At 64.2% G+C, this 26,059-nt stretch carries 23 protein-coding genes; 12 read left to right on the top strand and 11 right to left on the bottom strand.

Annotated features, from left to right (window positions below; all coding sequences use genetic code 11):
- The first annotated feature begins 60 nt into the window (after nucleotides 1-60).
- The 6 genes from I8N54_RS14635 (at nucleotide 61) to I8N54_RS14660 (ending at nucleotide 5,634) form a co-directional block, all read left to right on the top strand.
- On the top strand, nucleotides 61-1,257 hold the full coding sequence (locus I8N54_RS14635) for a D-alanyl-D-alanine carboxypeptidase family protein (protein WP_140195806.1): 1,197 nt from the start codon (nucleotides 61-63) through the stop codon (nucleotides 1,255-1,257).
- The gene (gene tmk / locus I8N54_RS14640) at nucleotides 1,244-1,876 is read left to right on the top strand and encodes a dTMP kinase (RefSeq protein WP_140195808.1); all 633 of its coding nucleotides are present in this window, start codon (nucleotides 1,244-1,246) and stop codon (nucleotides 1,874-1,876) included. The genes I8N54_RS14635 and tmk overlap by 14 nt, the downstream gene beginning before the upstream one ends.
- A 73-nt stretch (nucleotides 1,877-1,949) precedes the next feature.
- Complete coding sequence (locus tag I8N54_RS14645; protein WP_140195810.1) at nucleotides 1,950-3,092, top strand: DNA polymerase III subunit delta'; 1,143 nt, start codon at nucleotides 1,950-1,952, stop codon at nucleotides 3,090-3,092.
- Nucleotides 3,089-3,901 carry a TatD family hydrolase gene (locus I8N54_RS14650; protein WP_140195812.1) on the top strand — a complete coding sequence of 271 codons (813 nt, stop codon included), beginning with the start codon at nucleotides 3,089-3,091 and terminating at the stop codon, nucleotides 3,899-3,901. The genes I8N54_RS14645 and I8N54_RS14650 overlap by 4 nt, the downstream gene beginning before the upstream one ends.
- Nucleotides 3,901-4,704 (top strand): MBL fold metallo-hydrolase, encoded by an 804-nt coding sequence (locus I8N54_RS14655; RefSeq protein WP_140195814.1) that lies wholly within the window; start codon nucleotides 3,901-3,903, stop codon nucleotides 4,702-4,704. Before I8N54_RS14650 ends, I8N54_RS14655 begins: the two co-directional genes overlap by 1 nt.
- The gene (locus tag I8N54_RS14660) at nucleotides 4,705-5,634 is read left to right on the top strand and encodes an AEC family transporter (RefSeq protein WP_140195816.1); all 930 of its coding nucleotides are present in this window, start codon (nucleotides 4,705-4,707) and stop codon (nucleotides 5,632-5,634) included.
- Between the two features lie 203 nt (nucleotides 5,635-5,837).
- Here the strand turns inward: I8N54_RS14660 and I8N54_RS14665 are convergent, their stop codons facing one another.
- From I8N54_RS14665 to I8N54_RS14685, 5 genes are all read right to left on the bottom strand, one after another.
- Complete coding sequence (locus I8N54_RS14665) at nucleotides 5,838-7,070, bottom strand: ABC transporter permease (RefSeq protein WP_408635304.1); 1,233 nt, start codon at nucleotides 7,068-7,070, stop codon at nucleotides 5,838-5,840.
- Nucleotides 7,071-7,073: 3 nt separating this feature from the next.
- The gene (locus tag I8N54_RS14670; protein WP_197097618.1) at nucleotides 7,074-8,789 is read right to left on the bottom strand and encodes an ABC transporter permease; all 1,716 of its coding nucleotides are present in this window, start codon (nucleotides 8,787-8,789) and stop codon (nucleotides 7,074-7,076) included.
- 115 nt (nucleotides 8,790-8,904) lie between these two features.
- Nucleotides 8,905-9,192: a DUF1330 domain-containing protein gene (locus I8N54_RS14675; protein WP_140195818.1), complete on the bottom strand. Its 288-nt coding sequence runs from the start codon at nucleotides 9,190-9,192 to the stop codon at nucleotides 8,905-8,907.
- A 65-nt stretch (nucleotides 9,193-9,257) separates the two neighbouring features.
- A complete protein-coding gene (locus tag I8N54_RS14680) occupies nucleotides 9,258-10,400 on the bottom strand; it encodes an extracellular solute-binding protein (RefSeq protein ID WP_140195820.1) in 1,143 nt (380 codons plus the stop codon).
- Nucleotides 10,401-10,489: 89 nt separating this feature from the next.
- A complete protein-coding gene (locus I8N54_RS14685) occupies nucleotides 10,490-11,590 on the bottom strand; it encodes an ABC transporter ATP-binding protein (RefSeq protein WP_140195822.1) in 1,101 nt (366 codons plus the stop codon).
- A 402-nt stretch (nucleotides 11,591-11,992) separates the two neighbouring features.
- Between I8N54_RS14685 and I8N54_RS14690 the strand changes: the two genes are divergently transcribed.
- From I8N54_RS14690 to I8N54_RS14700, 3 genes are all read left to right on the top strand, one after another.
- The gene (locus tag I8N54_RS14690; protein ID WP_198571731.1) at nucleotides 11,993-15,085 is read left to right on the top strand and encodes a PAS domain S-box protein; all 3,093 of its coding nucleotides are present in this window, start codon (nucleotides 11,993-11,995) and stop codon (nucleotides 15,083-15,085) included.
- 152 nt (nucleotides 15,086-15,237) lie between these two features.
- The gene (locus I8N54_RS14695; RefSeq protein WP_140195826.1) at nucleotides 15,238-16,881 is read left to right on the top strand and encodes an ATP-binding protein; all 1,644 of its coding nucleotides are present in this window, start codon (nucleotides 15,238-15,240) and stop codon (nucleotides 16,879-16,881) included.
- Between the two features lie 28 nt (nucleotides 16,882-16,909).
- Nucleotides 16,910-17,287 carry a response regulator gene (locus tag I8N54_RS14700; protein ID WP_140195827.1) on the top strand — a complete coding sequence of 126 codons (378 nt, stop codon included), beginning with the start codon at nucleotides 16,910-16,912 and terminating at the stop codon, nucleotides 17,285-17,287.
- A gap of 46 nt (nucleotides 17,288-17,333) precedes the next feature.
- Here the strand turns inward: I8N54_RS14700 and I8N54_RS14705 are convergent, their stop codons facing one another.
- A complete protein-coding gene (locus I8N54_RS14705; protein ID WP_140195830.1) occupies nucleotides 17,334-17,669 on the bottom strand; it encodes an Hpt domain-containing protein in 336 nt (111 codons plus the stop codon).
- Nucleotides 17,666-18,643, bottom strand: coding sequence for a response regulator (locus tag I8N54_RS14710; RefSeq protein WP_140195832.1), 978 nt, complete (start codon nucleotides 18,641-18,643; stop codon nucleotides 17,666-17,668). The genes I8N54_RS14705 and I8N54_RS14710 overlap by 4 nt, the downstream gene beginning before the upstream one ends.
- Before the next feature lie 440 nt (nucleotides 18,644-19,083).
- On the opposite strand from I8N54_RS14710, the gene I8N54_RS14715 reads away from it, so the two are divergent.
- From I8N54_RS14715 to I8N54_RS14725, 3 genes are all read left to right on the top strand, one after another.
- Entirely contained in the window at nucleotides 19,084-19,548 is a 465-nt protein-coding gene (locus I8N54_RS14715) for a hypothetical protein (RefSeq protein ID WP_140195834.1), read from the top strand.
- A gap of 35 nt (nucleotides 19,549-19,583) precedes the next feature.
- Nucleotides 19,584-20,936 (top strand): sensor histidine kinase, encoded by a 1,353-nt coding sequence (locus I8N54_RS14720; protein WP_140195836.1) that lies wholly within the window; start codon nucleotides 19,584-19,586, stop codon nucleotides 20,934-20,936.
- Nucleotides 20,937-21,008: 72 nt separating this feature from the next.
- Nucleotides 21,009-21,632 carry a nuclear transport factor 2 family protein gene (locus I8N54_RS14725; protein WP_140195838.1) on the top strand — a complete coding sequence of 208 codons (624 nt, stop codon included), beginning with the start codon at nucleotides 21,009-21,011 and terminating at the stop codon, nucleotides 21,630-21,632.
- A gap of 36 nt (nucleotides 21,633-21,668) precedes the next feature.
- On the opposite strand, the gene I8N54_RS14730 is transcribed toward I8N54_RS14725, so the two are convergent.
- Genes I8N54_RS14730 through I8N54_RS14745 form a run of 4 tightly spaced genes read right to left on the bottom strand, consistent with a single transcriptional unit; the run spans nucleotide 21,669 to nucleotide 25,900 of the window.
- The gene (locus tag I8N54_RS14730) at nucleotides 21,669-22,553 is read right to left on the bottom strand and encodes a hypothetical protein (protein ID WP_140195839.1); all 885 of its coding nucleotides are present in this window, start codon (nucleotides 22,551-22,553) and stop codon (nucleotides 21,669-21,671) included.
- Nucleotides 22,554-22,573: 20 nt separating this feature from the next.
- A complete protein-coding gene (locus I8N54_RS14735; RefSeq protein WP_140195841.1) occupies nucleotides 22,574-23,305 on the bottom strand; it encodes a class I SAM-dependent methyltransferase in 732 nt (243 codons plus the stop codon).
- A 14-nt stretch (nucleotides 23,306-23,319) separates the two neighbouring features.
- The gene (locus I8N54_RS14740; RefSeq protein WP_140195843.1) at nucleotides 23,320-24,849 is read right to left on the bottom strand and encodes a hypothetical protein; all 1,530 of its coding nucleotides are present in this window, start codon (nucleotides 24,847-24,849) and stop codon (nucleotides 23,320-23,322) included.
- Nucleotides 24,836-25,900, bottom strand: coding sequence for a glycosyltransferase family 2 protein (locus tag I8N54_RS14745; RefSeq protein WP_197097622.1), 1,065 nt, complete (start codon nucleotides 25,898-25,900; stop codon nucleotides 24,836-24,838). Before I8N54_RS14745 ends, I8N54_RS14740 begins: the two co-directional genes overlap by 14 nt.
- Nucleotides 25,901-26,059: the final 159 nt, after the last annotated feature.

Genomic DNA, 26,059 nt, shown 5'->3' on the forward strand with positions numbered 1-26,059 from the left:
CCACGCTCGACCGGCCTGCGGGTCGGCGGACCACCAGATCGAAGGAATGTTGTCCCCGCCATGAGACGTCGTCACGCCGCCCGGTTGTTTCTCTCCCTGCTCCTGATCCTCGGCACCGGCCTGTCCGCCGTCGCCCAGAGTTTCGATACGCGGGCACGTGCGGCTTACGTCTTCGACCAGACGACGGGAACGGTCCTGCTGGAGAAAGACGCCGACGTGCCGCTGCCGCCAGCGTCGATGTCCAAGCTGATGACGCTCTACATGGCGTTCGAGGCGATCGCGCAGGGCCGGCTGCAGACGGACGAACGACTGCAGGTGTCCGAGCACGCGATGTCCTACGGCGGCTCGACCATGTTCCTCGACACGACGGACCGGCCGACGGTGGAAGACCTGCTGCGCGGTATCATCGTGCTGTCGGGCAACGATGCCTGCGCGGTGATCGCCGAAGCGCTCTCGCCCGACGGGACCGAAGCCGGCTTCGCCCGGCTGATGACCGAGCGTGGCCGTGAGATGGGTCTCACCAACTCCACCTTCGTGAACTCGAACGGCTGGCCCGCCGCCGGGCACCGCATGTCGGTGCGTGACCTCGGTGTGCTCGCCGACCATATCATCACCGACTACCCGACGTTCTACCCGCTGTTCGCCGAACAGGAGTTCGAGTTCGACGGTCGCGCGCCGACGAACACGCGCAACCGCAACCCGCTCCTGTCGCTGAACATCGGCGCGGACGGCCTGAAAACCGGTCACACTGAGGAAGCCGGCTATGGCCTCGTCGGGTCCGCCAAGCAGGGCGACCGCCGGATCATCTTCGTCATTTCCGGACTGTCCTCGACCGCCGAGCGTGCCGAGGAGAGCGAGCGCATCGTCAACTGGGCATTCCGCCAGTTCGTCCAGCGCGGTGTGACGGAAGCCGGCACCCGCATAGCGGAGGCCGAGGTCTGGATGGGTGCGCAATCGACGGTCGGCCTGACGGTGACCGAAGATGTCGAGCTGCTGATGCCGGTCCTCGATCAGGAAGGCATCACGGCGGAGGTCGTCTACACCGGCCCCCTCGAAGCGCCGATCGAGGAAGGTGCCGAGATCGCCGAGCTGCGCATCACCCGCGAGGGATTGCCGGACGTGAACCTGCCACTGGTCGCCGAGTCCGCCGTCGCGCGGGGCGGCTTCGGCCAACGAGTGCGCGCCGCGGCCTTCGTCCTGTTGCACAAGGTCGCGCCCGAAGCCGACCTCAGCGCTCTGCCCGGTGGCGGAGCCTGAGCCCCGCGCCCCGGGCGAGCGCGGGCGCTTCATCACCTTCGAAGGGATCGACGGCAGCGGAAAGTCGACGCAGGCCCGCCGGCTGGCCGCGTCCATGCCCGACGCGCTGCTGACACGGGAGCCGGGCGGGAGCGCCGGCGCGGAGGAAATCCGCGAGCTGGTGCTGACCGGCGATCCGGGCCGCTGGTCGCCTGAGACGGAGCTGCTTCTGTTCACCGCCGCTCGGCGGGACCATCTCGAGAAGACAATTCGCCCTGCCCTCGCAGACGGACGGACCGTGGTCTGCGACCGCTTCGCCGACAGCACCCGGATTTACCAGGGCGCCACGCGCGGCAATCTCCGTGCGAAGGTGGACCAGCTTCATGCGCTGATGATCGGGACTGAGCCCGACCTGACCTTCATCATCGACATGGACCCCGCGACCGCACTCGCCCGCGGGATCGCGCGTCCCGACGCCGAGAGCCGGTTCGAGGAGTTCGGCCTCGACCTCCAGACCCGCGTACGAGAGGGGTTTCTGGAGCTGGCGGAGCAGTTCTCTGACCGGTGCATCGTCATTGATGGCGGGCGGGACGAGGATAGCGTGGCAGAGGATATCGCCGCGCGGCTCGCCAGCCGCTGACCGAGGGGGCTTTCCCGAAAAGCGCCCCCACAGCCCGATTGCACTTCCCCGGCCAAGGCGCGACAACCGATCCATGAGCGACGCCGCGACCCTCCCAGAACCCGACCGCATCGAAGGCGCGCCGCATCCGCGTGAGACGCCCGAACTCTTCGGTCAGGCCGCGGCCGAGGCCGACTTCCTCGCCGCCTATGGGTCTGGTCGGTTGCATTCGGGATGGCTGCTGACCGGGCCCCACGGCGTGGGGAAAGCGACGCTGGCATGGAAGATCGCCGCCTTTCTGCTGGCAGAACCAGCGGATACGGGCAGCGGCCTCTTCGGTGCGCCGCCGGTGCCGGACCGGCTGGGACTGCCGGACGACCACCCCGACATGCGCCTGATCCTCGCCGGGGCGCACCCTCGCCTGCATTTGGTGCGCCGGGGTCCGAACGATCGGGGCGACCAGCTGTCAGCCGAGATCCGTGCCGACACCGTGCGGGGCATGAAGCGGTTCTTCCAACTCTCTGCGACCGATGGTGGACGGCGCGTCGTGATCGTCGACGCGGCGGACGAAATGAACGTCACCGCCGCGAACTCGCTCCTGAAGGAGCTCGAAGAGCCGCCGGCGCGCACGACGATCCTGCTCGTCTCGCACCAGCCCTCGCGCCTGCTCCCGACGATCCGCTCGCGTTGCCGCGAACTCCGCCTCTCGCCGCTCTCGCCAGAGGACATGGCCAGCGCCCTTGCGCAGGCCGGCGTCGAGACGGAGGAGACGGCCGCCCTCGCCGCTCTCGCCGGCGGGTCGGTCGGTGAGGCGATCCGGCTGGTTCGGCAGGACGGGCTCGCCCGCTACGCCGAGCTTGTGGAGCTGTTCTCCACCCTGCCGCAGTTCGACCGGGCGCGGGCGCTGAAGCTTGCGGACGGCTGTGTCGGCAAGGCCAATGCCCTTCGGTTCGAAATGACTCTCGACCTGATCGACCTGTTCATCGCCCGTGCTGCCCGGACCGGCGTTGCGGGAGAGCCGGCGCTCCAGGGCGCATCGGGAGAAGCACGCCTGCTCACACGCCTCAGCCCGGACGCGCGCGCGGCCCGGGGATGGGCCACCCTGTCGCAGGAGCTGACGGACCGGTCCCGACATGGCCGGGCGGTCAACCTTGACCCTGCCAGCCTGATCCTCGATATGGTCTTCAAGATCGAAGACATGGCGCGCGAAACAGCCGCCACCGAGGCCAGGGCATGAGCACCCAGACACCGCCAGAGATCGTCGACAGCCACTGCCATCTCGACTTCCCCGACTTCGAGGGGGAGCGCGAGGCAATCATCGCGCGCGCCGCCGAGGCGGGCGTGACGCGGATGGTGACGATCTGCACCCGGCTTCGGCAGGAACCGCAGGTCCGCGCCATCGCGGAAGCGAACGACGCGGTCTTCTACGCCGCCGGCACGCACCCGATGAGCGCCGCGGAAGAGCCGCTCGCCACGGTGGATGAACTGGTGAGCCTCGCCAAACATCCGAAGTTCGTGGGGATCGGAGAGACGGGGCTCGATTACCACTACACCGCGGAGAGCGCGGAGATTCAGAAGGACTCTCTGCGTATCCATATCGACGCCGCGCGCGAGACCGGACTGCCCCTCATCATCCATGCCCGCGACGCGGACGAGGACATGGCGCGCATCCTCCGCGAGGGCTACGAGAACGGCCCCTATGCCTGCGTGATGCACTGCTTCTCCTCCGGGGCCGATCTGGCCAAGGCGGCGCTGGAACTTGGCTTCTACCTCTCGATGTCGGGCATCGCGGCCTTCCCGCGCTCGACGGAGTTGCGGGAGATTTTCGCCGCCGCCCCCGTCGACCGCATCCTCGTCGAGACGGACAGCCCCTACCTCGCCCCGCCGCCTCACCGCGGCAAGCGCAACGAACCCGCCTACTCCGCCCATACTGCGGCTATCGGCGCAGAGGTGTTCGGCCTCGATTACCCGGACTTCGCGCGCCAGACCTCCGAGAATTTCGACCGCCTGTTCAGCAAGGCCGCGGCCTGGAGCGGGACCGCCTGATGGCGAAGATGAGCGTCCGCATCCTTGGCTGTGGCTCTTCCGGGGGTGTGCCGAGGCTTGGCGGTCACTGGGGCGACTGCGACCCGAACAATCCCAGGAACCGACGGACACGCTGTTCGCTTCTGGTCACGCGGGAGAGCGACGAAGGCGTGACCCGCGTCCTGATCGACACGCCGCCTGATATGCGCAACCAGTTGCTCGACGCCGGCGTCGGACGGCTCGATGCCGTGATCTACACGCACGCCCACGCGGACCATGTTCACGGGCTCGACGACCTTCGTCAGATCGTCTTCAACACCAAGGTGCGGCTGCCCGTCTGGGCTGACGGCGCTACATCCGACGCCCTTCTGTCGCGCTTCGGCTATGCCTTCGCGGCGCCCGAGGGCTCGCCCTACCCGCCCATTCTCGACCTGCACCATATCGACGGGCCGGTGACGATCAACGGCGCGGGGGGAGCGCTGACCTTCGATCCGTTCGAGGTCGGTCACGGCTCCATCGATGCACTCGGCTTCCGTTTCGACGGCGTGGCCTACCTGCCGGACGTCGCCGAGATCCCGGACGAGAGCTGGCCGAAGCTGAAGGACCTCGACTGCTGGATCGTCGACGCGTTGCGGCGTGAGCCCCATCCGACGCACGCCCATCTCGACCGGGCGCTCGACTGGATCGCGCAGGTTTCGCCCAGACAGGGTGTGCTGACGAACATGCACATCGACCTCGACTACGAGACGGTCGCAGCCGAGACACCAGATCACATCCAGCCCGCCTATGACGGGCTGACGCTCGAGTTCGAGGTGGCTGACTAGGTGGCCGCGCTTCTCAACGTCATCCTGCCGGTCTTCCTTGTCATCGGGTTCGGCTACGTGGCGGTCTGGCGCGGTTACTTCACGGATCAGGGTGTCGACGGGCTGATGAAGTTCAGCCAGAACTTCGCCATCCCCTGCCTGCTGTTCCGGGCGATCTCGACCCTCGACCTTGGCCAGAGCTTCGCCGTTCCGCTGCTGGTGAGCTTCTACGCGGGCGCGGTCGCCGGCTTCGTCTTCGGCATCCTCGGTGGGCGCTTCCTGTTCGGACGGCCGTGGGAGGACAGCGTCGCCTTTGGCTTCACGGGCATGTTCTCGAACTCCGTGCTGCTCGGCCTGCCGATCATGGAGCGGGCCTACGGGGCTGAGTCCCTCGCCAACAACTTCGCCATCATCGCGATACATGCGCCCTTCTGCTACTTCGTCGGCATGACGGTCATGGAGATCGTCCGGTCACGCGGGGCACCGGCACGACACCTGCCGATGAAGGTCCTGAGGGCGATGTTCTCCAACGCGCTGATCGTCGGGATCGCGCTCGGCTTCGTGGTGAACCTCGGAAATATCCCACTGCCCGACGTTTTCCTCGACGCGGTGGACCTGATGGTTCGGGCCTCGCTGCCGACGGCGCTGTTCGGGCTGGGCGGCGTGCTCTACCGATACCGGCCCGCCGGGGATATGCGCGCGATCCTGTTCGTTTGCTCATTGAGCCTGATCCTGCACCCGGCGATCGCCTACCTGATCGGGACCTGGTGGGGACTGGACGACGGGGCCCTGCGCTCGATGGTGGTGACGGCATCGATGGCGCCCGGGGTGAACACGTACCTGTTCGCCAACATCTACGGGGTGAGCCGGAGGGTCGCGGCGTCCGGGGTGCTGATCGGCACGGCGCTGTCGATCCTGACCGTCTGGTGCTGGCTGGCGGTGTTGCCGTAGGCGCGCCCGAAATTGGGACGATTGTCCAGGCTTCGATCACGACCGCCGACCCGCATTAATGATTTCTCAAGACAGCCCCTGTTATCAAATTTTCGGCGAAAATTTGGGGTCGTCGGTCCCCATGTGGGATTGGTCGGCCCTATATGAAAATGGCCGGCTGGGTCTCCCCGCCGGCCAATTCATCGTCGTTCCGCGTCGGTCGGTCAGCCCGGGCTCAGGCCCCGCAGCCGCTCGGACCGGCGGCGCAGCAGCTCCACCGTCGTCAGCAGGATGATCGAGAAGGTCACGAGGATCGTCGCAACGGCGAGGATCGTCGGCGAGATCTGCTCGCGCAGACCGATGAACATCTGCCACGGCAAGGTCTTCTGTGCGGCCGCACCGACGAACAGCACGACGACCACTTCGTCAAACGAGGTGATGAATGCGAACAGGCCGCCCGAGATCACACCCGGCAGGATCAGAGGCATCTGCACGGAGAAGAAGGTCTTCACCGGCCCCGCGCCGAGGTTCGCCGATGCTCGGGTCAGCGACCGGTCGAAACCGACCAGCGTGGCCGTCACCGTGATGATGACGAACGGAATGCCAAGCGCGGCGTGCGCGAGGATGACCTTGATATAGCCCGACAGCGTCTGACTGAACCCGAGGTTCTCTTCCAGCCAGTTCCCCATCGCCGAATAAAAGAAGAACATGCCGGTGGCCGAGATGATGAGTGGCACGATCATCGGCGAGATCAGGATCGCCATGATCGCCTGCCGGCCGGGCACGTGGCTCTGGCTCAGGCCGATGGCGGCGAGCGTGCCGAGCGAAACCGCAATGATCGTCGCAAAGGGCGCGATGATCAGCGAGTTGCGCATGGCCAGCTGCCAGTCGCTGTTGTTGAAGAAGTCCCGGTAGTGGCGGAGCGAATAGCCCTCCGGATCGAAGTTCAGCATCTCCGGCGTGAAGGTGAAGAAGTTCTCCGCGTTGAAGGAGAGCGGGATCACCACGAGGATCGGGGCGATCAGGAAGAAGAAGATCAGCCCGCAGATGAACCGGAACGCATTGTGCCAGAGCACCTGGCCCGAGGTCGAGTAGGGCGGAACGCCGGCGCGGTATTCGCCCGTGGTCAGCCAGAATGCGACCCAAGTCAGGACCGCGCCGATCAGCAGGCCGCTGACGAGGCCGGCGAACATGCCGACGATCAGACCCGCGACGCCGCAGAACGCGATGCCAGCCAAGCGGCCCTGTGTCCGCTTGCCCTCGAAGAAGGTTCCGGCCGCGTAGGCGAAGCCGGCCCCGACGATCGCGCCGAGGATCAGGCCAAGTAGCCCGCTCCCCGCGGCGTTTCCTGCGACGTAGCCGAGGATCGCCCCGAGCGCGCCGGTGATCGGCATTGCGAAGCTGTAGAGGCTCCGGTCGTCCTTGACCATGTTGGCCGGATTGGTGACGTCGGCCATGGCTCAGCCCCCGAGTTTGACGTTGTCGATGCCCACGATCCGGTCGTAGAGCCAGTAAAGCAGCAAGACCACCGCGAGCAGGATCGACCCGAGCGCGGCCGCGAGGCCCCAGTTCAGCGAGGTCGAGATGTGGTAGGCGATCCGGTTCGAGATGAAGACACCCTTGGTGCCCCCGACGATCTCGGGCGTAATGTAGTAGCCGATCGCCATGATGAAGACGAGGATCGACCCCGCGCCGATGCCGGGTACGGACTGCGGGAAATAGACCCGCCAGAACGCGGTCCAGTTGGTGGCGCCCAGCGACTTCGCCGCCCGCAGGTAGCTCGGCGGAATGGTCTTCATCACCGAGTAGAGCGGCAGGATCATGAAGGGCAGCAGGATGTGCGTCATCGCGATGATCGTGCCCGTCTGGTTGTTGATCATCACCAGCCGGTTGGCGTCGGAAATCAGCCCCATCCAGACCAGCAGGTCGTTGATGACCCCCTGCTGTTGCAGCAGGACTTTCCATGCCGAGGTCCGCACCAGAAGTGAGGTCCAGAACGGCAGCAGGACGAGGATCATCAGGACGTTCGCAGAGCGAAGCGGCAGGTTGGCGAGCAGCCACGCGATCGGATAGCCGAGCGCGATACAGCTGAAGGTGATCGCCATCGACATGACCAGCGTCCGGATGAACAGCGTCTGATAGACGGACTCGTTGTCCGGAACGGCTTGAACGCCTTCGGGTGTCAGCCGGTGGTCGGTCGCCGCGACGAAGTAGCCCGAGGTGTAATCAGAGGAGAACGCGTCGATGATCGCCCAGACGCTCGGGTCCATCCAGTCCTCGTCGATTTCCTCGAACGCGGCCTGATAGTCGAACGGCTCCAGACCTTCGGCGACCCCTGCCGCGTCCTCCAGAAGCGAGGCGCTCTCACCCGAGAAGGACGAGACGAGATCGGGGTTCGCGGCAAGGTCTTCGTAGAGAGAGAGATAGACGATGTTCCACGGCTCTTCGTCGGAGGGGCTGTCCTCGTCCTCGGAGCGGATCACGCGGGCGAACTCGCCGTACATGTCCGAAGTACGCGGGAGGGCATCCTCGACACCGTCTGCGAACTTGAAGCGGGGCGGCAGCTCGTCGAAGCCGCGGCCGACCTCTTCACCACGCGCGACCCAGTCGGCGTTCGCGGTCTGCCAGTCTTCACTGTCGAACAGGCTGACCCAGGTGGCCGGCTCTTCCCACAGCTCGTTGGCCTCGACAAAGGCGTCGGTGTAGCCCTCGCCGAAGTCCTCGACATCGCGACCGGCCTGCCGGAAGAGCGAGGACATCCCCGTGCTCTCGTAATTCAGTCGGGTACCGACGCGCGTGTGGTTGCGCATCTCGGAAGCGACGACGAGGTCACGCGTCATCGCTGAATAGGTCGCCGCAGAAGGCAGTTCGCCGCTCTGGCTGTCCCAGTCGTCCAGTGTCTGGATCGTGCGGGGCAGCGTCTCGCCGACGATCTGGTTCTCGACGGAGCGGAACAGCATCTGCGCGATCGGCACCACGAAGGTAATCATGATGAACAGCAGCAGCGGCGCGACCAGCATCAGCGCGCGGATCTTCTGCCGCCGCAGCGCACGGTTCAGGGATTGCTTCAGAGGCGTGCCGTCGGCGGCAAGCATCGGGCCGCTGGAGTCGCTGTCGGCGATACGGAGCCCGTCGTCCGGTGTCGGCGCTACAGTGCCTGTGGTCGCATCGGTCATGTGCTCTCTTTCAACTTCGGTCCACGCGGCTTTGGCGCGGTGTCATCTGTTGCGGCCCTGACGGTCCTCGCGGAGCGGAACGGCGGCATCACCGCCGCTCGGCACCGCGGTCGGCTCAGGTGCCTTCCACCAGCAGCATGTCGCTTTCGGCGTTGTCGATCCGGATCCTCGCGACCTCCTGGTATTCGGGGGAATAGAAGGCCTTTTTCGCAGTCTCGTAGTCGGGAAACTCGACCACGACGTGCCGTTGCTTGAGGCTGCCCTCGGCCACTTCGGACTCGCCACCGCGCACGATGAACTTGCCACCGAACCCTTCGAGGATCGGCGTGTCCCGCGCGACGTACTCCTTGTACGCCTCAGGATTCGTTACCGTGATGTGACCGATGATGTAGCCCTTGGGCATGTCGTGTCCCCGTCCCAGTCGGAAGAGTAACAGGACGGGCCGTAGCCCGTCCTGCCAAAGGTCGCTTACTGCGCGAGCCAAGCCTGGAAGCGTGCGTCCAGGTCGTCGCGGTAGTCAGCCCACCACTCGTAGTTGTAGACGAACGAGTTGGAGGTGTTCTCCGGGTTGGTCGGCATGTGCGGCGCCATGTCGATGCCCAGCTCGGCGTGGGTCGAAACCAGCGGAGCCGAGGATTCACGGGCCGGACCGTAGGAGATGTAGGCAGCCTGATCGGCCAGACGCTGGGTGTCTGTGGCGAACCAGACGAAGTCCAGCACGCGGTTCAGACGCTCTTCGTCGAGGCCTTCCGGAATGATCCAGCCGTCAAGGTCGAACACCTGCGCGTCCCAGAGCATCTCGAAGGGCTGGTCCTGCTCTTCGATCGCGGAGAACCAGCGACCGTTGTAGGAGGTGCCCATCACGACTTCGCCGTCGGCGAGAAGCTGCGGCGGCTCGGCGGCGGCGGACCACCACACGACCTGGTCCTTGATGGTGTCGAGTTTGGCGAAGGCTTGCGCCTGGCCTTCCTCGGTTTCGAGGGTGTCGTAGACTTCTTCGAACGGCACACCGTCACAGATCAGCGCCCACTCGAGGTTGTTGATCGGGCGACGCTCGAGCGTCCGCATGCCCGGATAGGTCTCGGTGTCGAACATCGCACAGATCGAATCCGGAGCCGGCGCGTCTTCCGGCAGCAGGTCCGGACGGTAGGCGGCAGTGGTGGAATAGGCGATCTGAGGGATGAAGCAGTCGGAGACGAGCATGTCGCCGAAGTCATCCTCGGCGGAGGTGCCGTCGGGCGCCGGGGCCATCGTGTCCTCGACGTCGATTTCCATCGCGAGGCCTTCGTCGCAGAGACGGATGGCATCGGAGGCGACGACGTCGACGAGGTCCCACGTGATGTTGTCCGCTTCGGCCATGGCACGCAGGCGCGCAACGGCTTCGGCGGAGCTTTCGTCCCACGTCACGGAGACGTCGGGGTTCATCTCGAGGTAGGGCTCGACATAGGCCTTGAGCTGGCTGTTCTGGTAGGCGCCGCCCCAGCTGACGATCGTCATGCTGTCGGCCATCGGCTCGCCCGCGACGGGGCTTTCGGTGGCTTCCTGTGCAACCGCAGTCCCGGCAGCAAGCGTCAGCGCGCTTGTGGCCATCAGGAACTTGGTGAGTTTCATAGGTATCTCCCGTTTTTTACCCGGATCAGTAGTTCGTTCGATGCGGTGGTCCGGGCAACCGGCGCATCGTTGCACACGCACGCTCGCCGTCAGGCGTCGAGCGCGCGGCAATCTTCGGGGAGCCAGCCGATCTCGATCTGGCTGCCCGGCGTCAGACGCACCTGGTCGGGCGCGTTCCGCGTCTTGATGACGAAATCCTCGTTGCCCGCGACCCGGAGGCGCGTGCGGAAGATGTCGCCCATGTAGATGAACTCGAGGACCTCGGCCTTCAGGGTATGGGCACCCTCTTGAAGCCGTTCCTTGTTGTATTCTACGCGCTCGGGGCGGATCGAGACCTTCGTGCGGTCGCCGACCGACGTGACATTGACCGGCTTGGCGTCGATCACGTCACCGCTGTCGAGCTTCACGACGCAATGTTCGCCACGAAGCTCCTGGATGACACCTTCGAGCGTGTTGTTCTCACCGATGAACTGGGCGACGAAGCTGTTCTCGGGCGCTTCGTAGAGCGTGTCCGGCGCCGCGAGCTGCTGAATGCGGCCGTCGTCGAACACCGCCACGCGGTCGGACATGGTCAGCGCTTCGGTCTGGTCGTGCGTCACGTAGACCACGGTGATGCCGAGTTCGTGGGCAAGGTTCGTGATCTCGAACTGGAGCGTCTCGCGCAGCTGCTTGTCGAGCGCGCCGAGCGGTTCGTCCATGAGCACCAGCTCGGGTTCGAACACCAGAGCGCGGGCAAGCGCGATCCGCTGCTGCTGACCACCCGAAAGCTGGGCGGGGCGACGGCCCGCGAAGGAGCCCATCTGCACCATGTCGAGCGCGCGCTTGATCTTGGCCTCACGGTCGGACTTGCCGATCTTGCGCACTTCCAGCGGGAAGGCGAGATTTTCGGCCACCGTCATGTGCGGGAAAAGCGCGTAGTTCTGGAAGACCATCCCGATCCCGCGCTTGTGCGGCGGGATGTTGTTGATGGGTTTACCGGCCAGCTTGATCTCGCCGTGGGTCGCGGTCTCGAACCCCGCCAGCATCATCAGGCAGGTGGTCTTACCCGACCCCGATGGACCGAGCATCGTTAGAAACTCGCCCTTGGGCATCGAGAGGTTCAGGTCTTTCACGACGAGTGACTCGCCGTCGTAGCTTTTCTGAACACGTTCAAACGCGACGAATGCCGTGTCGCTGGCTGTATCGGCCAAAAGGCGCTCCCTGAAGATTTCCGACGGTTGGTCCGTCTGTATCGGCCATGACTAAAGCGGAGCGGGACAGGCATTGCAACCGGTTCGTCGGAAATCGCTAAAATCGCGGTCAAGTGGCGCGAAATCAGGCACTTGGCAAATCGTCGCCGACCAAAAAATGCCCAATTGTCGCGGTCACGTGATGCTTCGCGACTCGGTGCAAGGGAAAATCCGGCTCGCGCAAAGGATGTGTCGAGGAAACATCATTTCGCCTTTGTGTTGGGTAATAGGAGCCCCGGACCCCGTGACAGCGAACCACGAATTGGACAGGATGTCGGCCAAGGGTTCCGGCAGACGATCCTGGCAAAACTTAAAGTTTGGGGCGCAGTCTCCATGAACAATGTAGCGTCATTTGCGCGCGCTGTGCTGATTGCACTCCTCGGCGCGGTGACCATAGCCACGTACATGATGTCGAGCGAGGCCGCGCGCGATCGCCTCGTGACGTCGTTCGACCAGTCGACCGATCGTGGCCTCGCCACGCTGGAAAGCCGGCTCGCGCAGCATGAACGGGCGCTCTTCGTGACGCGCATGTTCCTCGACAGTTCCGACGATGTCACCGATGCCGACTGGAGCAGCTTCGCCGGGTCGCTGGAGCTTGCCGGACAACTGCCCTCCATCACCGCACTCGCCTATGTTGAAGAGTCCGGGGATGGCCTTTCCATCACGCGCCTCGCGATGGAATCCGGCAGCGATGGCTTCGCGGAGGCTTTGATCGGCAGCCCTGAATTCCGTCAGGCTGCGGAAGCGAGCGCCGAGGAGAACGCGGTGCGCCTCACCCCCCCGATCGACGGTGCGATCGCGATGGTGCTGGCGCGTGCGCCGGCGGACAGCGCGACCGACCCCGGCTGGATCATGGCACGCGTCGATCTCGACGCGCTCTTCGCGTCGATCGGGGAACACCCTTATTACGCCCTCAACATCGTCGACCGTGCCTCCGGCCGCCCGCTTATCGAAGCGGATGGTCTGCCAGTGTCCGAGCCCCTGGTCACGCGATCCATGACCGTCCCGGTGAGTGGCCGGGACTGGCGGATGCATTGGGTCAGCACGGATGCCTTCGAAGCTGATCATCGCGACAATTCTGCGTGGATCGTCCTGGCCGCGTGTCTCTGTGTCTGCGGCCTGATCGGCACCCTTCTCGTCGTGGTCGCCCGGCACGAAATGGCAATCCGCAAGACGGTCGAGCTGCGCACGCGAGAGCTGACAGCGCGCGAGGACCTGAACCGCTCGATCATCGACAACGAGATTTCGGCGATGCTCATCATCGACGACGACGAAGTGGTGATCGGCGGCAACGACGCCGCCGCACAGCTTTTCGGGTTCGAGCGGGACGAGCTGGACGGCATCCCGCTTCGCCGCCTGATTCCGAGCCTCGCCTCGACCGAGCGTCTGTCCGCCTCCATGGTGGAGGGGCGGTCGCGGTCGGGCGACACGTTGTTCCTCGACTTGCAGATCAACTACTGGCGGACATCGGGCGATGTGCCGCGCGCGACCGTGCTGATCCGCGACGTCTCCGAGCAGACCCGTACCTCCCGCAAGCTGACCGAGAACGAGCTCCGCTCAAACCGGGCGTTGCACGAAGGTGAGATCGGCGTCTTCGACATCAACCTGACCACTGGCCGCTCCATCGCGTCTGACAGTTGGTTCGCCCTCATGGACGTTCACCCCGACGAGGTGAAAGTGAACCCGCAGGCCTTCTTCCACGCCCGCATCCATCCCGAAGACCGCCACATCGTCGAGACGGCCGACAAGGATTGCATCGAAAGCCGGACGGAGCGTTCGATCAGCGAATATCGTATCAGGGCATCGGACGGCAGCTGGCGCTGGATGCGCTCCGTCGCATCCGTCGTCGAGCGGGATGCAAACGGCAAGGCGCTGCGCCTCCTTGGCGTCCAGAGCGACATCACCTCGCTGCGTGAGGCGCAGTCCGCGCTCCGCCAGAGCGAAGAGCGGTTCCGCATCTTCCTGTCCCACGCGCCTGTCGGCATGGCGGTCTTCAACCGCGACGGATATTTCGTGGGCTTGAACGAAGCGATGGTGAAGCTGACCGGCTATTCGGAAACGGAGCTTCTGAGCATGCGCTTCCGCGACCTGATGGAAGATTGCGAGGTCGCCTCGATCCTCGACGCAATCGCCAAGCAGCAGCTGAGCCGGACCCAGGGTTACCAGGGCGAACACCGCATCCTCGGCAAGTCGGGCGAAGCCCGGTGGGGCCTCGTGAACATCTCATGGACATTCGACGTGGACCGCACCAGCGATGTCTACATCGTGCAGATCCAGGATATTTCCGAGCGCCACGAGATCGAGCGCCTGAAAAGCCAGTTCGTCGCCACCGTCAGCCACGAGCTGCGCACACCTCTCACGTCGGTGAAGGGTGCCCTCGACCTCATCACCGGCAGCATGTCGGACAAGCTGCCGAAGTCGTCGCTACGCCTGCTCGACATCGCGACGATCAACACCAACCGGCTCATCAATCTCGTGAACGACATCCTCGACCTCGAGAAGATCTCGGCCGGGCGCATCGATTTCCACTTCGAACCGGAGAGCGCGAATCTCCTGGTCGAGTCAGCCGTCAGCCAGACCCGCACCTTCGCGATTCAGCATGATGTCCATCTCAACTGGCGCGCGCAGCCCGACGATTACGAAGTGCTCGCCGACGCCGGACGGCTGAACCAGGTTCTCGTCAACCTGATTTCGAACGCGTGCAAATTCTCCAAGCCCGGCGGCAAGGTCGAGCTGTCCTTCGCGCCCTCGGGCGACATGATCAAGTTCATCGTCCGAGACGAAGGCGTCGGCATTCCTGCCGCAAAGAGCCACCTCATCTTCCGCCCCTTCCAGCAGATCGACGGGTCCGACACGCGCGAACGCGGCGGCAGTGGCCTCGGCCTGAACATCTGCCGCGAGTTGCTCGAACGGATGGGCGGGTCGATCGACTTCGCCAGCAAGGAAGGCCAGGGCACGACGTTCTGGTTCTGCGTCCCGAAAGCCCCGCCGCAAGCGGCGGGCCTGCCCGAGTCTCTTCAAATCTCCGAAGGATCGCTCGAGGAACTGGCGCCAGTTCGCCTTTCCCTGTCCGAGCCGAACAGCGATGAGCCGGCCGAAGGATCACAGCGAATGCGCATCCTGCACGTCGATGCAGACGATCGGTTCACACGGATGGTCAGCCAATGGTTCGACGGGGGCGCCGACGTCACAGCAGCACATTCGCTCGACGTGGCGCTGGAAGAAATCCGTAACGCCTCGTTCGATGTCGTCCTGATCGACCACAATATGGTCGAGAGCACCCCCTCCCCCATCGTCGAGGAGCTCGGCAGCCGTCAGCCGGCTGCGAAGATCGTGCCGCTGAACTGCCAGGGTGGTGACCTCTTCTGCACGGGACCTTCGCCCTATACCGACGGCACGGAAGACATTTCGCGCTCGCTTGATCGGATGCGGACACAGCTGAGGTCGGTGTCCTGAACGCGCTGCCTCATATCCGACCTTTTTCGAGCAAACTGAAACCCAAGTGGGCAATTACCCATATTTCAAGCCAAGGGGCAGCCAGGCAATTATATGTTCGCCGCCCACCTTCTGAGGCCATTTCGGTCCGTTGGCTGCGAGATGGAGATGGGATGAGTCGCAAGCTCACCAGATACGCGCGGGCCATTAGCCCGGTCGCAATCTTGTCGGCCTCGCCGGCGCTGGCAAATGTCGCCGAGCCGGCGTCGATCGCCAACGGGACCTATTGGTATGGCGCATCGATCTTCGCCATTGCAGCCGGAATTTTCGTCGCCCGCTACCGCAAGGACGCCATGCAGCGCAGCCGGACGGAAACGGAACGCGATCTCACCCATCAGGTCGAGGCATTCAACGATCATACGATCGTTCTCGTCGGCGACGAAAACCTATGTATCAGTTACATCAATGATCGCTTCCTGGAGACGACCGGCTACACCCGAACCGAGCTGATCGGACGACCGACCTGCTCCATCTACGTCGAAGAGGATCACCACCAGCACGCCGAGATCGTCGAGGCGCTTCTCGCGGGATCGAGCTGGACTGGCGAGACGCGGCTGCGCTGCAAGGACGGCAGTATACGCTGGACACAGACGACAATCCGCCCGCGGCTTGGCGAAGACGGCAAGCTGAAGGGCACGATCGGCATCCGCACCGACATCACCGAAGTGAAGGAAGCCGCGGTCTCGCAGGACCTCATCACTGCATTGCGGCACCTGACCGACCACGTTGTGATGATCGGCGCATATTCGTCACGGGTGCTCTACCTGAACGACAGCGCGATGGAGCTCTTCGGTTGGGACGAAGAGACCTACAAGCAGAAGTACATGTCGGACATCGAGTTCGACTTCGACCGTCGGGAACTCGCTGTCATCATCAACCGGCTCCGTCGGGGTGAGGCGAGCCATCTCTACTACGAAACGCGGATGCACGACCGCCCATTCCGGGCCACCATCCAGATGTTCGTGCCGACCTCGGGCGAGCCGCGGATCATCGCGCTGCTGCGCGATCTCTCCTACCAGGAGGAAGTCGACAAGGCGAAGAGCGACTTCATCTCGACAGTGAGCCACGAACTCCGCTCGCCCCTGACATCGATCAAGGGCGCCATGGGCCTGGTGCTGTCCGGCGCGACGGGCGAGATGCCGGAGAAATCCCGCCAGCTCGTCGAGATCGCGCATCGCAACGCCAATCGGCTGATCCTGATCGTCAACGACATCCTCGACCTCGAGAAGATCGCGGCCGGGCGCATGGACTTCAACATGAAGCCCCACGATCTGCGCGACCTGCTATGGGAAGCGGTGGAGGCGAATGAATCCTTCGCAGCCCGCTTCGATGTGACCATCCGGCTCGAAGGAGTCGACCACCCGAGCATCGCGTCGTTCGACATGGACCGTATGCTGCAGGTGATGAACAACCTGCTGTCCAACGCCGCCAAATTCTCCCGCCCAGGCGGCGAGATCGTCGCGACGCTGTCACGGCAGGGCCGGCATTTCAGCATTGCGGTGCGCGACAGCGGCGTGGGCATACCGAAAACCGCCCTCAACCGGATCTTCGAACGTTTCCAACAAGGCGGCCATTCCGAACCCCAGGGCCTGCGCGGCTCCGGCCTCGGCCTGAGCATCGTGAAAGCGATTGTTGAGCATCACGGCGGCACAATCGACCTCGAAAGTCAGGAAGGTCTCGGCACTACGGTCAGTTTCACGCTAGAGCCTGCCAAGACCGCAGAGTTGCCAAACACATTGCTGGTCGGCAACAGATAGCGGACCGATTCAGCCGAGGACGGGCATAATGACAATTCGCATTCTTCACGTTGAGGACGACGACGACATCCGCGAGATCGCAAAACTCTCGCTCGAACTCGATCCGGAGTTTGAAGTGAAGCAATGCGCAAGCGGTCCCGACGCGCTTCAGTGTGCGTCGGATTTCGCGCCGGACCTGTTGCTGATGGACGTGATGATGCCGGGGATGAGCGGCGAGCAACTGCTGACCGAGCTACGCCTGCTGCCGGGGTTCGAGACGACACCGGCGATCTTCATGACCGCCCGTGCCCAGCCGAACGAAGTCCAGAGCCTTCGGGAGCGCGGCGCGATCGAAGTGATCGTGAAGCCGTTCGATCCGATGACTCTCGCCGACCAGATCCGCGACTGCTACAATTCCGCAAAGTGATGGGCTGACGCACGGCCTTCAGGCGGCGTCGCCCAAGCGACCCGGCTCAGGCCGCGTCGCAGTGAGTGATCGACAGGTTCAGGAACCATTCGAGCGCACGGGACAATGTCCCTGCGTCCCCGAAACCGGCTTCGCGCGCTTCGAGGAACAGGATCTCCACGTCGCGCGCGGCATCGCCGAGCTCACGTAGCCCAAGCGTGCCGGCTGCACCGGCGATCTTGTGGAGGATGTCCTCGGCCTCGCGTACATCTTCTGAGGTGGCGCGCTTGGACGAGAGCCTGAGGTTCAGTTCCTCGAGACGATCATGACGATCAACATGCACCCGCAGGAACGCGGCTCGCACCCGCTGCATGGCAGGCGAGTCGGGGCCTAGGTCGTTCATGCGCTACGGTCCAGATACCAAACCCCCGTCGGCTTGCGCTGAACCGCTTCGCGTGCGGCCTGCTCTGCCGTTTCGTGAGCTTCGGCGAGGGCGGAGATCGCACGCTCGCCCGCATGCCACGTCAGACGGATCACCTTGCCGGGCGCGACGCGGACATTCAGCGGTTCGCCGTTGCTGAGGTGAAGCTCCATCTCGCGGATCGTGCGGTGCACGTAGTCGAGGAACTTCTTCAGGTCGGGCGACCAGCCCCCTTCAGTCACGCAGACGAACGTACCGTTGCCGACGTAGGAGATCAGGAACTGGTGCGGCTTCATGCAGTCCGACAGCGCCTCTGAGACGTCGACGATCATGCACTGGAAGTCGAAGACCGACAGGTTCTCGTACAGTTCCTCGATCTCGCGGATGGAGAAGCCGAAGACGCTGGAGCCGAACAGGTCCTTGCGCGACAGCTGGGTGACGTAGTTTTCCAGCGCCTGGAACTCGATCACGCCATCGACGTCGCGGATGTCGAACGGCTCGTGCAGCGGCGCACCGGCATGTTCTTCAGTAAGGTCGCGGGCCCGTTCGGTCGCGAACAGCTTGGAGGTCACGCGGCGCCGCTCGTTGACGAGGCCCGCGACGAGGCCGAGCCGCGCACGCACTTCGTTCATCTCGAACGGCTTGTTGAGGTAATCCGTAGCGCCAGCCCCGAAGGCGGCGTCGATGTAGCGCTTCTCCGACATCGCGGTGATCATCAGGATCGGCGACTTGCGATACTCGTCCCGGCTCCGGATCTCGCGGCAAAGTTCGATGCCGTCCATGCGGGGCATCTGGATGTCGAGGAGAAAGCAGTCGAACTCATCACCGTCGCCGATGAGCTCGAGGGCCTCCGCTCCCGATTCAGCCGTTTGCAGGGTGTGTTCGCCGATCGAACCGATCAACTCTCCGAGCAGTTCGAGGATGATCGGATCATCATCAACGGCCAGAATTCGCATATTATTGTCCTTGCGTCGGTTTTCAGCGCTGAGCCCCGAATATCGGATGAGCCGTGCCCTTCTGCGCCTCAAGACCAAGCTGACCCCGAATTCGGGCAAAAGTTGGGAGCCGTTAAGAAATTTGTTAATAGCTCATAAACAACCTAGGGTTGATTTGCTTGGGTCGAAATTCGGAGGGGCTGCTACAGAAATGACAAAATTACCCCATAACTTTGAACGAAATCGAGGGGTCCATCCGGTGAGTCATTCGGCCAGACAACTTCGCGTAGGTTCAACTGATACGAATAATTTACGGTCAAAACGTGCCGCACATTAACTTTTAGACCACTTTGGGGCATTTTGCCGCCACATTGTTCAACTATGGGTTTTTCAGCGTCGGTCTGTTTCTAAACGGGCATTAAAGGCGCCGAAAAAGCAAAACCCAGAATGGGAGAGCAGGCATGAAATTGATAAGCATCGTCCTCGGCGCGTTCGTCGCGGGCATGGCCTCTACGGCAATGGCGCAAGACACCCTTCTGACGGTGGAGAGCGCCACCGGCGAGCAGGTCGAATACACGATCGACGACCTCGAGGCGCTGCCGCAGGTCGAGTATGTCACGATGAACCCCTACATCGATTCGCCGTCGTCGTTCAGCGGTCCCCTTCTGCGCGATCTGGTCGAGGGAGTCGGAGAGGACGAACAGCTTTCACTCGTCGCAATCAACGATTATTCCGTGGAAATTCCGATGGGTGACGCGATCAATTACGACGTCATCGTCGCGACCCGGCTCGACGGTCACCACATGTCGGTCCGCGAGAAGGGGCCACTGTGGGTGATGTATCCCTTCTCCGATCATCCCGAACTCAATGACTCGATCTACAATGCCCGACTGATCTGGCAGCTGGACACCATCGTCACGCCATGATCGCGAAATTGATCCGTTTCAGATGGGTCCTCTTCATGGTGCTCATCCTGGGGCTGCTCTTTTCCGCCGCGAGCCTCGGGACGCTGCGCGGCCGGATGGAGTCGCTCGGGGCGCAGAGCCCGACAGGGCCCGTCTGGTTCGTGACAGGTGTGGAATTCGACCTTCTGCGGTTCGAGCAGTCCGTGTCCTCCTACGTCCTGGGGCAGAATAACGCCGACGAGGTGAACCTGCGCTTCGACATTCTCTGGAGCCGCGTCGACACCGTGCGCTTCGGCGAGGTCGGTCGCAAGCTTCGCGCGATGAACGTCGAAACCGATGATTACACCACGCTTTACGAAGCGCTTCAGTTCCTCGAGGAGCGTGTCGTAAATCTTCCCAACATGTTCGACCCGGCCGACCGGGACCTCGTGGTCGGCATCCTTGAAGAGATCCGCAGGTTCAACGTGCCGATGCGGGACATGTCGCTCGACGTGCTCGAGGCGACGAGCCAGGAAACCAAGGGCTGGCGGGAAACCCTGCTGCAGATCGCCGAGCTCAACTCCATCATCGGCATCGCGATGGCCCTGTCGGTGCTACTTCTGGTCGTGGTCTTCGGGCTCGACAGCGTGCAGTCGCGCCGGACGCTGCGGGAGAAGGAGAGCCTGCTGGCCGAAGCGCAGGCAGCCAACGTCGCCAAGTCGCAGTTCATCTCGGTCATCAACCACGAGCTCCGCACCCCGCTGTCGTCGATCAAGGGCGCGATTTCCCTCATCAACGGCAACGCCGTCGGCGAGGTGCCGGAACGCTTCCGGCGCATGCTCACGCTGGCGGAGCGCAACTGCAATCACCTGATCCAACTGGTGAGCGACCTGCTCGACGCCGAGAAGTTCCGCGCCGGCAAGATGAGCTACAATTTCGAACAACTGGCCCTCGCCCCGTTCATCCGCCAGTGTGTCGCCGCGAACCAGAGCTTCGCCGAAACCTTCGGCGTCCGTATCGAGGCCGGCAAACTGGATGAGAACGTCTGGATCTTCGCTGACGAGAAGCGTCTCAGCCAGGTCATGACCAACCTGCTGTCCAATGCCTCCAAGTTCTCCAACACGCACGGCACGGTCGTGGTGAATGTCCGGTCCGACGAAGGTACCGCCGAAATCAGTGTGCAGGACTTCGGGCGCGGCATCCCGAAGGATTCGATCGGCAAGCTGTTCGAACGGTTCTACCAGGTCGACTCGTCCAACGAGCGGGAGCGCGGCGGCACCGGGCTCGGCCTCAGCATCGTGAAGTCCATCGTCGAGGCGCATCAAGGCACCCTCAAGGTAGAGAGCGAAGTCGGCCTCGGCACCACCTTCAGCATCCGCTTCGAGCAGGTTGAGGCCGCACGGCAACCCCTTGAGGCTATTTCCGCCTGACGTCGCCTGATCCCGGGACATGGGCCCGGATTTGCGGTGATTGTCGGCCCCGTGAAACAACAGGGGCCAACCATGATCCATTCCAGACTTCCGGGGCTGACCGCCCTCCTCCTCGCCGGCGCGACCTGTCTCTCCGCCGAAGAAGTGCGTCCGAACGTCGATTTCGACGGACAGGTCGAAGAGCCGGGCAGCGACCGGGCCGCGATGCAGGACGTCATGTTCGACTTCGCCGCAGCCTGGGCGACCTGTGACGCCAGCTACATGGAGCGGTCTTTCGACGCCGGCGTACAGTTCTCCTACCCGACCACCTCGATCGAAGGGCTCGACGCGATGCTCGCCGATCTCGAGCTGTTCTGCGGACAGGCGACCGACACCAGCTTCTACTTCCCGGCGGATGCCTTCTACATCGACACAGAGACCGGCCGCATCGCCGCCGAGGTCCAGTTCCGCACGATCCAGCGCGGCGCCCGTCAGGTCGTGAACGACGTGTGGGTCGCCACGGTCGAGGACGGCAAGGGAACCATTCTCAAGGAATATCTGGACGGTCGCGTGAAGGACCTGCAGGCGCTCGGCGTTCTTCAATATGAGGAAAGCCCCGAGTTCCTGACCCCATGGCCACCGCGCACGGAAGAGTGGGAAGCCTGCTTCCCCATCGCCCGCGCCGCGCCGATCAACACGTGCCCCCCGACAGAGTGAGGCAAGGCGCCGGGCAGGACCACCCTGCCCGGCCGTCTACCCGGCGAGTGCCGGCGCGGCGGGTCTCAGGCGGCGCCAGACCAGCGCGCCGGTCGCGAAGCAGGTCAGTTCACCCAGGGTTGTGACCAGCCGGAACAGGATTGCGATCAGCACCGCGCTCTCACCCGCCCCGATCGCGCCGAGCAGCGCAACGACCACGGCCTCTCGCGAGCCAAGGCCACCCGGTGCCCCTGGCGTCGCGTAGCCGACGATCCACCCGGTCAGTGCGACCGCGGCCGCCAGCAGCACCGGAGCGCTGCCGACAAGATTCACGATCATCGCGAAGATCAGGCCGAGGAGCAGCATGAAACCGGTCGCGAGCAGCACCGGTGCGGTCAGCGCGGCGAACCGCTTCGCGACCGGGCCGATACGGCTCATAAGCAGCAGCCCACCGATCAGCGCAACCGATCCAACGGCGATCAGGGGCCGCGCCCCGTCGAGCAGCGGCAACCCCTCGAGCCGAGCGAACGGCAGCATCAGAGCGAGCGCGACTACGGCCCCGACCGGCGTGACCAGAAGCTCCAGCCCTGTCGCGCGAGCAATGGCCCCGTCCGTCAGGCGACCGCCCCGCAGCCAGAGCGCCCGTCCGACGATGTGCATGACGTTGCCCGGAATGTAGCGGGCGATCTGCGTCGCGGTGTAGGAGCGATAGGTCCGCTGCCGCCCCTCGGCCCCGAACAGTCCGACGATGCGGTGCCAGCTTTCGGCCAGCAGGAACAGCACCGCGCCGTAGACGACGCCCAGCGTGATGAACGCTCCGACGACTGCCGGTCCCGGCCGCCAAGCCGCGATGGTCGGCCAGTCTTCCGCGAATTGCCGCGCAAGGAACCAGAGCGCAGCAGCGACGACGACGTAACCAGCCGGGCGCGCGAACCGTTTCATAGACGCGAGGCCGCGGGGCATCAGTCGTTCCGGGTCAGCAGCGTCGTCTCGTCCGGGTAGGGCAGTGACGGCGTAAGGCCCCGCAGCACGCGCGAGGCCAGGCCGCTGGCCGCGATGGCACGGCGATAGCGCGCGCGGCCGGTGTTGTCGAAGACGATCATGCCACCGGGGGCCAGGTGGTCCGCCGCGTGCCGCAGACAAGCCGCTCGGGCGCGGCCGTCGATGACGATCACGTCGTATGTCTGGCCGTCGGCGCCGATCGCGCTGGCATAGGCCTCGAAGCTGGTGCCGGCCTCACCTGATTTCTCGGAAATGTAGATCGGGTCGACCGACGCCTCGGCGTCCGGCTCCACCAGGCGCAACTCGACCGGGGCAAGTCCATCGACGCCGGAGAGACGACCACTGACCAACCCGTGCCAGCCGGCGTGATGCTCCACGCTGGTGACGGAACCGGCACGGCGGGCAAGCCAGACCGTACTCGCCCCCGAGCCGTACTCGAACACGCGCGCACCGGGGCGGGCGGCGAGGAAGGCGTCGACCTCATCGATGGCCTTGTAGCTCCACCAGGGAACATCCAGCGCCACGAGACCGTCAATATCATGGATGGCAGCGAGGCTGCGCGCCCAGTGGGCGATCCGCGATTGCTCGCGTTTGCGATCGAGCCAGTCGGCGATCCCGGTCAGGTCGGTCAGACCGCCGTAGATGCGGGCCAGGCGGATGTAGCCGGCTTTGGCGAATGTTGCTGTCGTCATCTGCTCGTCCTCGTTCAATCGTTTCTTGGCGGCCGACAGATTTCGTCGACTCGTTGGGGCGAGAAGCCCTTGGTCTCGGCAAGCCCGTGGCAGTACTCCTCTGACCACGGGGCGAAGAACGTCTCGGCCCGCTCCGGGAACTGCGCCCGATAGGCGCGCGCGGTCCGCTCGTTCGTAACGAAGCCCGCGACCAGCAGGCCGATCATCAGGATACGTCCGGTCGAGGACAATCCTCCGGTCGCGACCCGAGGCGTCAGAGCGGCAATGCCGACGACCGAAAGTACCGCGAGGAAAGGCCACAGGTCCACGTGATAGCGGAGCGTGATGGTCGCATAGGCCAATGTGAGACCGACTGTAGCAACCGTGCCGATCAACAGCCCGGCCACCGGACGCCCGTAGCTCCGCAGCGCGCCGATGCCGAACACGGCGACCGCGACCCAGATCGTCCAGAGAGACAGCAATCCCCCGCCCGGATACTCGATCCGCACGTATCCGACCCGGTCAGTCATGGTCTCACCATGCGCCCGCCGCAGCGTTTCGAATGCGCCGGGGAACAGGATTTCGGAGGGCATCGCCGTGTAGACCAGCAGGTTCGGCAGGATACGGCCAACGTTGAAGCGGCCGTGCTCTATGAAGGTCTGGGGACGTGCCATGTCGGGCGTTTCCCAGCCCCAGTAGGTCGAACCATACTGCACCGCGCCGTCTTCGAACGTGCCGTGGGCCTGCCCCTCCTGTCCGAAGCGGGCATTGTTCAGCTCTAGATAGGAGAGGCCGCTGGCGAACAGGATCATCATCGCGAGAAGCGCCGAACGCAGAGCGGCACGACGCTCTTTCAGCAGGGACCAGCCGGCTGCGAGGCTCGTGGCGAGGTAGAGCCCGATCGCGACGTTGGGACGGGCGTGCAGGCTCAGTGCGGCGAGCAGGGCAATCCAGACGAGCGCGCGCGTCAGCGATCCGCCGTCGAGGGCAGCGCGCACCCAGAGGAACGCGACCCCGGCGCTGATGGCGAAAGCGAGCGCGATAGGTTCGTGGTAGAAGGAATGGTTGGAAACGAGGATCAGCCCCGGTCCGCAGAGCCAGATCGCCGCCGCGAGGATACCGGCAAGGACCGGCGCGCCACGGCCAGACTGGGGCCATGCCCATGCGGCGACCTTGAGGAAGGTTGCGTGCCAAAGCGCCGTGCCGACAGAAGCCCAGAGCCAGATCGACGGCCCGGCCAGCGAGGTGGTGTCGAGATCGACGAAGGGGGCGAACAGCGCCCGCGTGATAAGTGGTGCCAGCCCATGGTAGAATTGCGCGGTGCCGTCGGACGTGTAGTGGCCTTCCAGCCGGATCACCCGCGCCGGCAGGTCGAGATGCCCGTCGAGCAGCGCGAGCCACGCCTGGTCGTAGATGTGAATGCCGAAATTCTGCTGGTCCATCGCGCCGACCATGACTGCCACGACGGCATAGGCGAGCGCCCCGAGCAATGCGCCGATCAGCGAGACCGCGACGACCGGAGACACCGCGGCGACGCGGGGGCGATCGAGGTCAGCGCTCAGCATCAGACTCGCTCGCGATCTGCACATCTGTCGACACGCCGGCCGGGTCGAGGCGGCGCATGCGGATCAGCAACTCCTCCGTCAGGCGGCGGTTCGTGGCGATCGTGTCGCTCAGGAACGCGATGACGATGGTGATATAACCGGCAAGCAACAGGACACCGCCAAGCACGAGTGACTGCACGTGGCCGTCCCCCTGCCCGATGGCGAAGAAATAGAGAAAGCGCAGGATCGGCAGGGCGCCGAGCGCTGCCATCACAAGGCCGACGCTCATGAAGGTGCGCAGCGGGCGATACATCACGCAGCTGCGCAGCATGGTGACGACCTGTCGGGACATGAACTGCTTCGTGGATTTGAAGAGCCGCGACGGACGGGTCGCGGCGTTCACCCGAACCGGCACCGAGGCGACAGTCAGCCCGCGCTGGCCGGCGTGGATCAGGGTTTCGACCGTGTAGGAGAAGCGCGTCATCACGTTGATCGACAGAGCGGCTTCACGACTGTAGGCGCGGAAGCCGGTCACGGCGTCGGGCACCTCGATCTCGGCAAGGTTGCGCACGACGCGGCTGCCGAGCTTCTGGAGCGCCCGCTTGCCACGCGAAAAGTCCCGGTTCTCCCCCGGACGTCGGTCGCCGAGGACGATATCGGCCTGCCCCTCGACCACCGGACGTACAAGGTCGGGGATCGAGCTGCCGCAATATTGGTTGTCGCCATCGGTATTGACGATGATGTCGGCCCCCGCATTCAGGGCGTTGTCGATCCCGGCCTGAAAAGTGCGGGCGAGGCCCTTGTTGCCCTTCTGGACAAGGATATGCTCCACGCCGAGCCGGCGGGCGACTTCGACCGTCGCATCGGTTGAGCCATCGTCGATGACCTGGATTTCGACGGTCGCGATGCCCTCGATCTCACGAGGGATACCGGCGATGACGGAAGGCAGCGTCGCTTCTTCGTTGTAACAGGGGATCTGGACGATCAGCTTCAGTGGCTTCGTCGCGCCCGGGGAAAATTCCCGCGCGGCGCTCGCGCCCTGCCGTTCGAACCTGTCGAATCTGTAAGTCATCGTCTTGCCCAGCCCAGTGTCGTGCGGCGAAATAAGCCGCGCTCAACAGACTGTTTCACAGTGAATGTGGGCGCGAATGTGGTTCTATCTGTGAAATCGGAGGGCCAAATGCGGCAGCTGGTCGGGCTTTGCCTGCTGTCTCGCATGGCCTTGAGTTAG

The sequence above is a fragment of the Pelagovum pacificum genome, assembly GCF_016134045.1.
In the GTDB taxonomy this organism is placed as follows: Bacteria; Pseudomonadota; Alphaproteobacteria; order Rhodobacterales; family Rhodobacteraceae; genus Oceanicola; species Oceanicola pacificus_A.

What these genes read in the sequence shown, in the direction of transcription:
- I8N54_RS14730 (WP_140195839.1), bottom strand. Translation starts at nt 22,553, where the DNA reads ATGAAACGGTTCGCGCGCCCGGCTGGTTACGTCGTCGTCGCTGCTGCG.
- I8N54_RS14745 (WP_197097622.1), bottom strand. Translation starts at nt 25,900, where the DNA reads ATGACTTACAGATTCGACAGGTTCGAACGGCAGGGCGCGAGCGCCGCG.
- I8N54_RS14700 (WP_140195827.1), top strand. Translation starts at nt 16,910, where the DNA reads ATGACAATTCGCATTCTTCACGTTGAGGACGACGACGACATCCGCGAG.
- I8N54_RS14725 (WP_140195838.1), top strand. Translation starts at nt 21,009, where the DNA reads ATGATCCATTCCAGACTTCCGGGGCTGACCGCCCTCCTCCTCGCCGGC.
- I8N54_RS14665 (WP_408635304.1), bottom strand. Translation starts at nt 7,070, where the DNA reads ATGGCCGACGTCACCAATCCGGCCAACATGGTCAAGGACGACCGGAGC.
- I8N54_RS14695 (WP_140195826.1), top strand. Translation starts at nt 15,238, where the DNA reads ATGAGTCGCAAGCTCACCAGATACGCGCGGGCCATTAGCCCGGTCGCA.
- I8N54_RS14715 (WP_140195834.1), top strand. Translation starts at nt 19,084, where the DNA reads ATGAAATTGATAAGCATCGTCCTCGGCGCGTTCGTCGCGGGCATGGCC.
- I8N54_RS14740 (WP_140195843.1), bottom strand. Translation starts at nt 24,849, where the DNA reads ATGCTGAGCGCTGACCTCGATCGCCCCCGCGTCGCCGCGGTGTCTCCG.
- I8N54_RS14675 (WP_140195818.1), bottom strand. Translation starts at nt 9,192, where the DNA reads ATGCCCAAGGGCTACATCATCGGTCACATCACGGTAACGAATCCTGAG.
- I8N54_RS14655 (WP_140195814.1), top strand. Translation starts at nt 3,901, where the DNA reads ATGGCGAAGATGAGCGTCCGCATCCTTGGCTGTGGCTCTTCCGGGGGT.
- I8N54_RS14705 (WP_140195830.1), bottom strand. Translation starts at nt 17,669, where the DNA reads ATGAACGACCTAGGCCCCGACTCGCCTGCCATGCAGCGGGTGCGAGCC.
- I8N54_RS14720 (WP_140195836.1), top strand. Translation starts at nt 19,584, where the DNA reads ATGGTGCTCATCCTGGGGCTGCTCTTTTCCGCCGCGAGCCTCGGGACG.
- I8N54_RS14645 (WP_140195810.1), top strand. Translation starts at nt 1,950, where the DNA reads ATGAGCGACGCCGCGACCCTCCCAGAACCCGACCGCATCGAAGGCGCG.
- I8N54_RS14635 (WP_140195806.1), top strand. Translation starts at nt 61, where the DNA reads ATGAGACGTCGTCACGCCGCCCGGTTGTTTCTCTCCCTGCTCCTGATC.
- I8N54_RS14710 (WP_140195832.1), bottom strand. Translation starts at nt 18,643, where the DNA reads ATGCGAATTCTGGCCGTTGATGATGATCCGATCATCCTCGAACTGCTC.
- I8N54_RS14650 (WP_140195812.1), top strand. Translation starts at nt 3,089, where the DNA reads ATGAGCACCCAGACACCGCCAGAGATCGTCGACAGCCACTGCCATCTC.
- I8N54_RS14680 (WP_140195820.1), bottom strand. Translation starts at nt 10,400, where the DNA reads ATGAAACTCACCAAGTTCCTGATGGCCACAAGCGCGCTGACGCTTGCT.
- I8N54_RS14670 (WP_197097618.1), bottom strand. Translation starts at nt 8,789, where the DNA reads ATGACCGATGCGACCACAGGCACTGTAGCGCCGACACCGGACGACGGG.
- I8N54_RS14735 (WP_140195841.1), bottom strand. Translation starts at nt 23,305, where the DNA reads ATGACGACAGCAACATTCGCCAAAGCCGGCTACATCCGCCTGGCCCGC.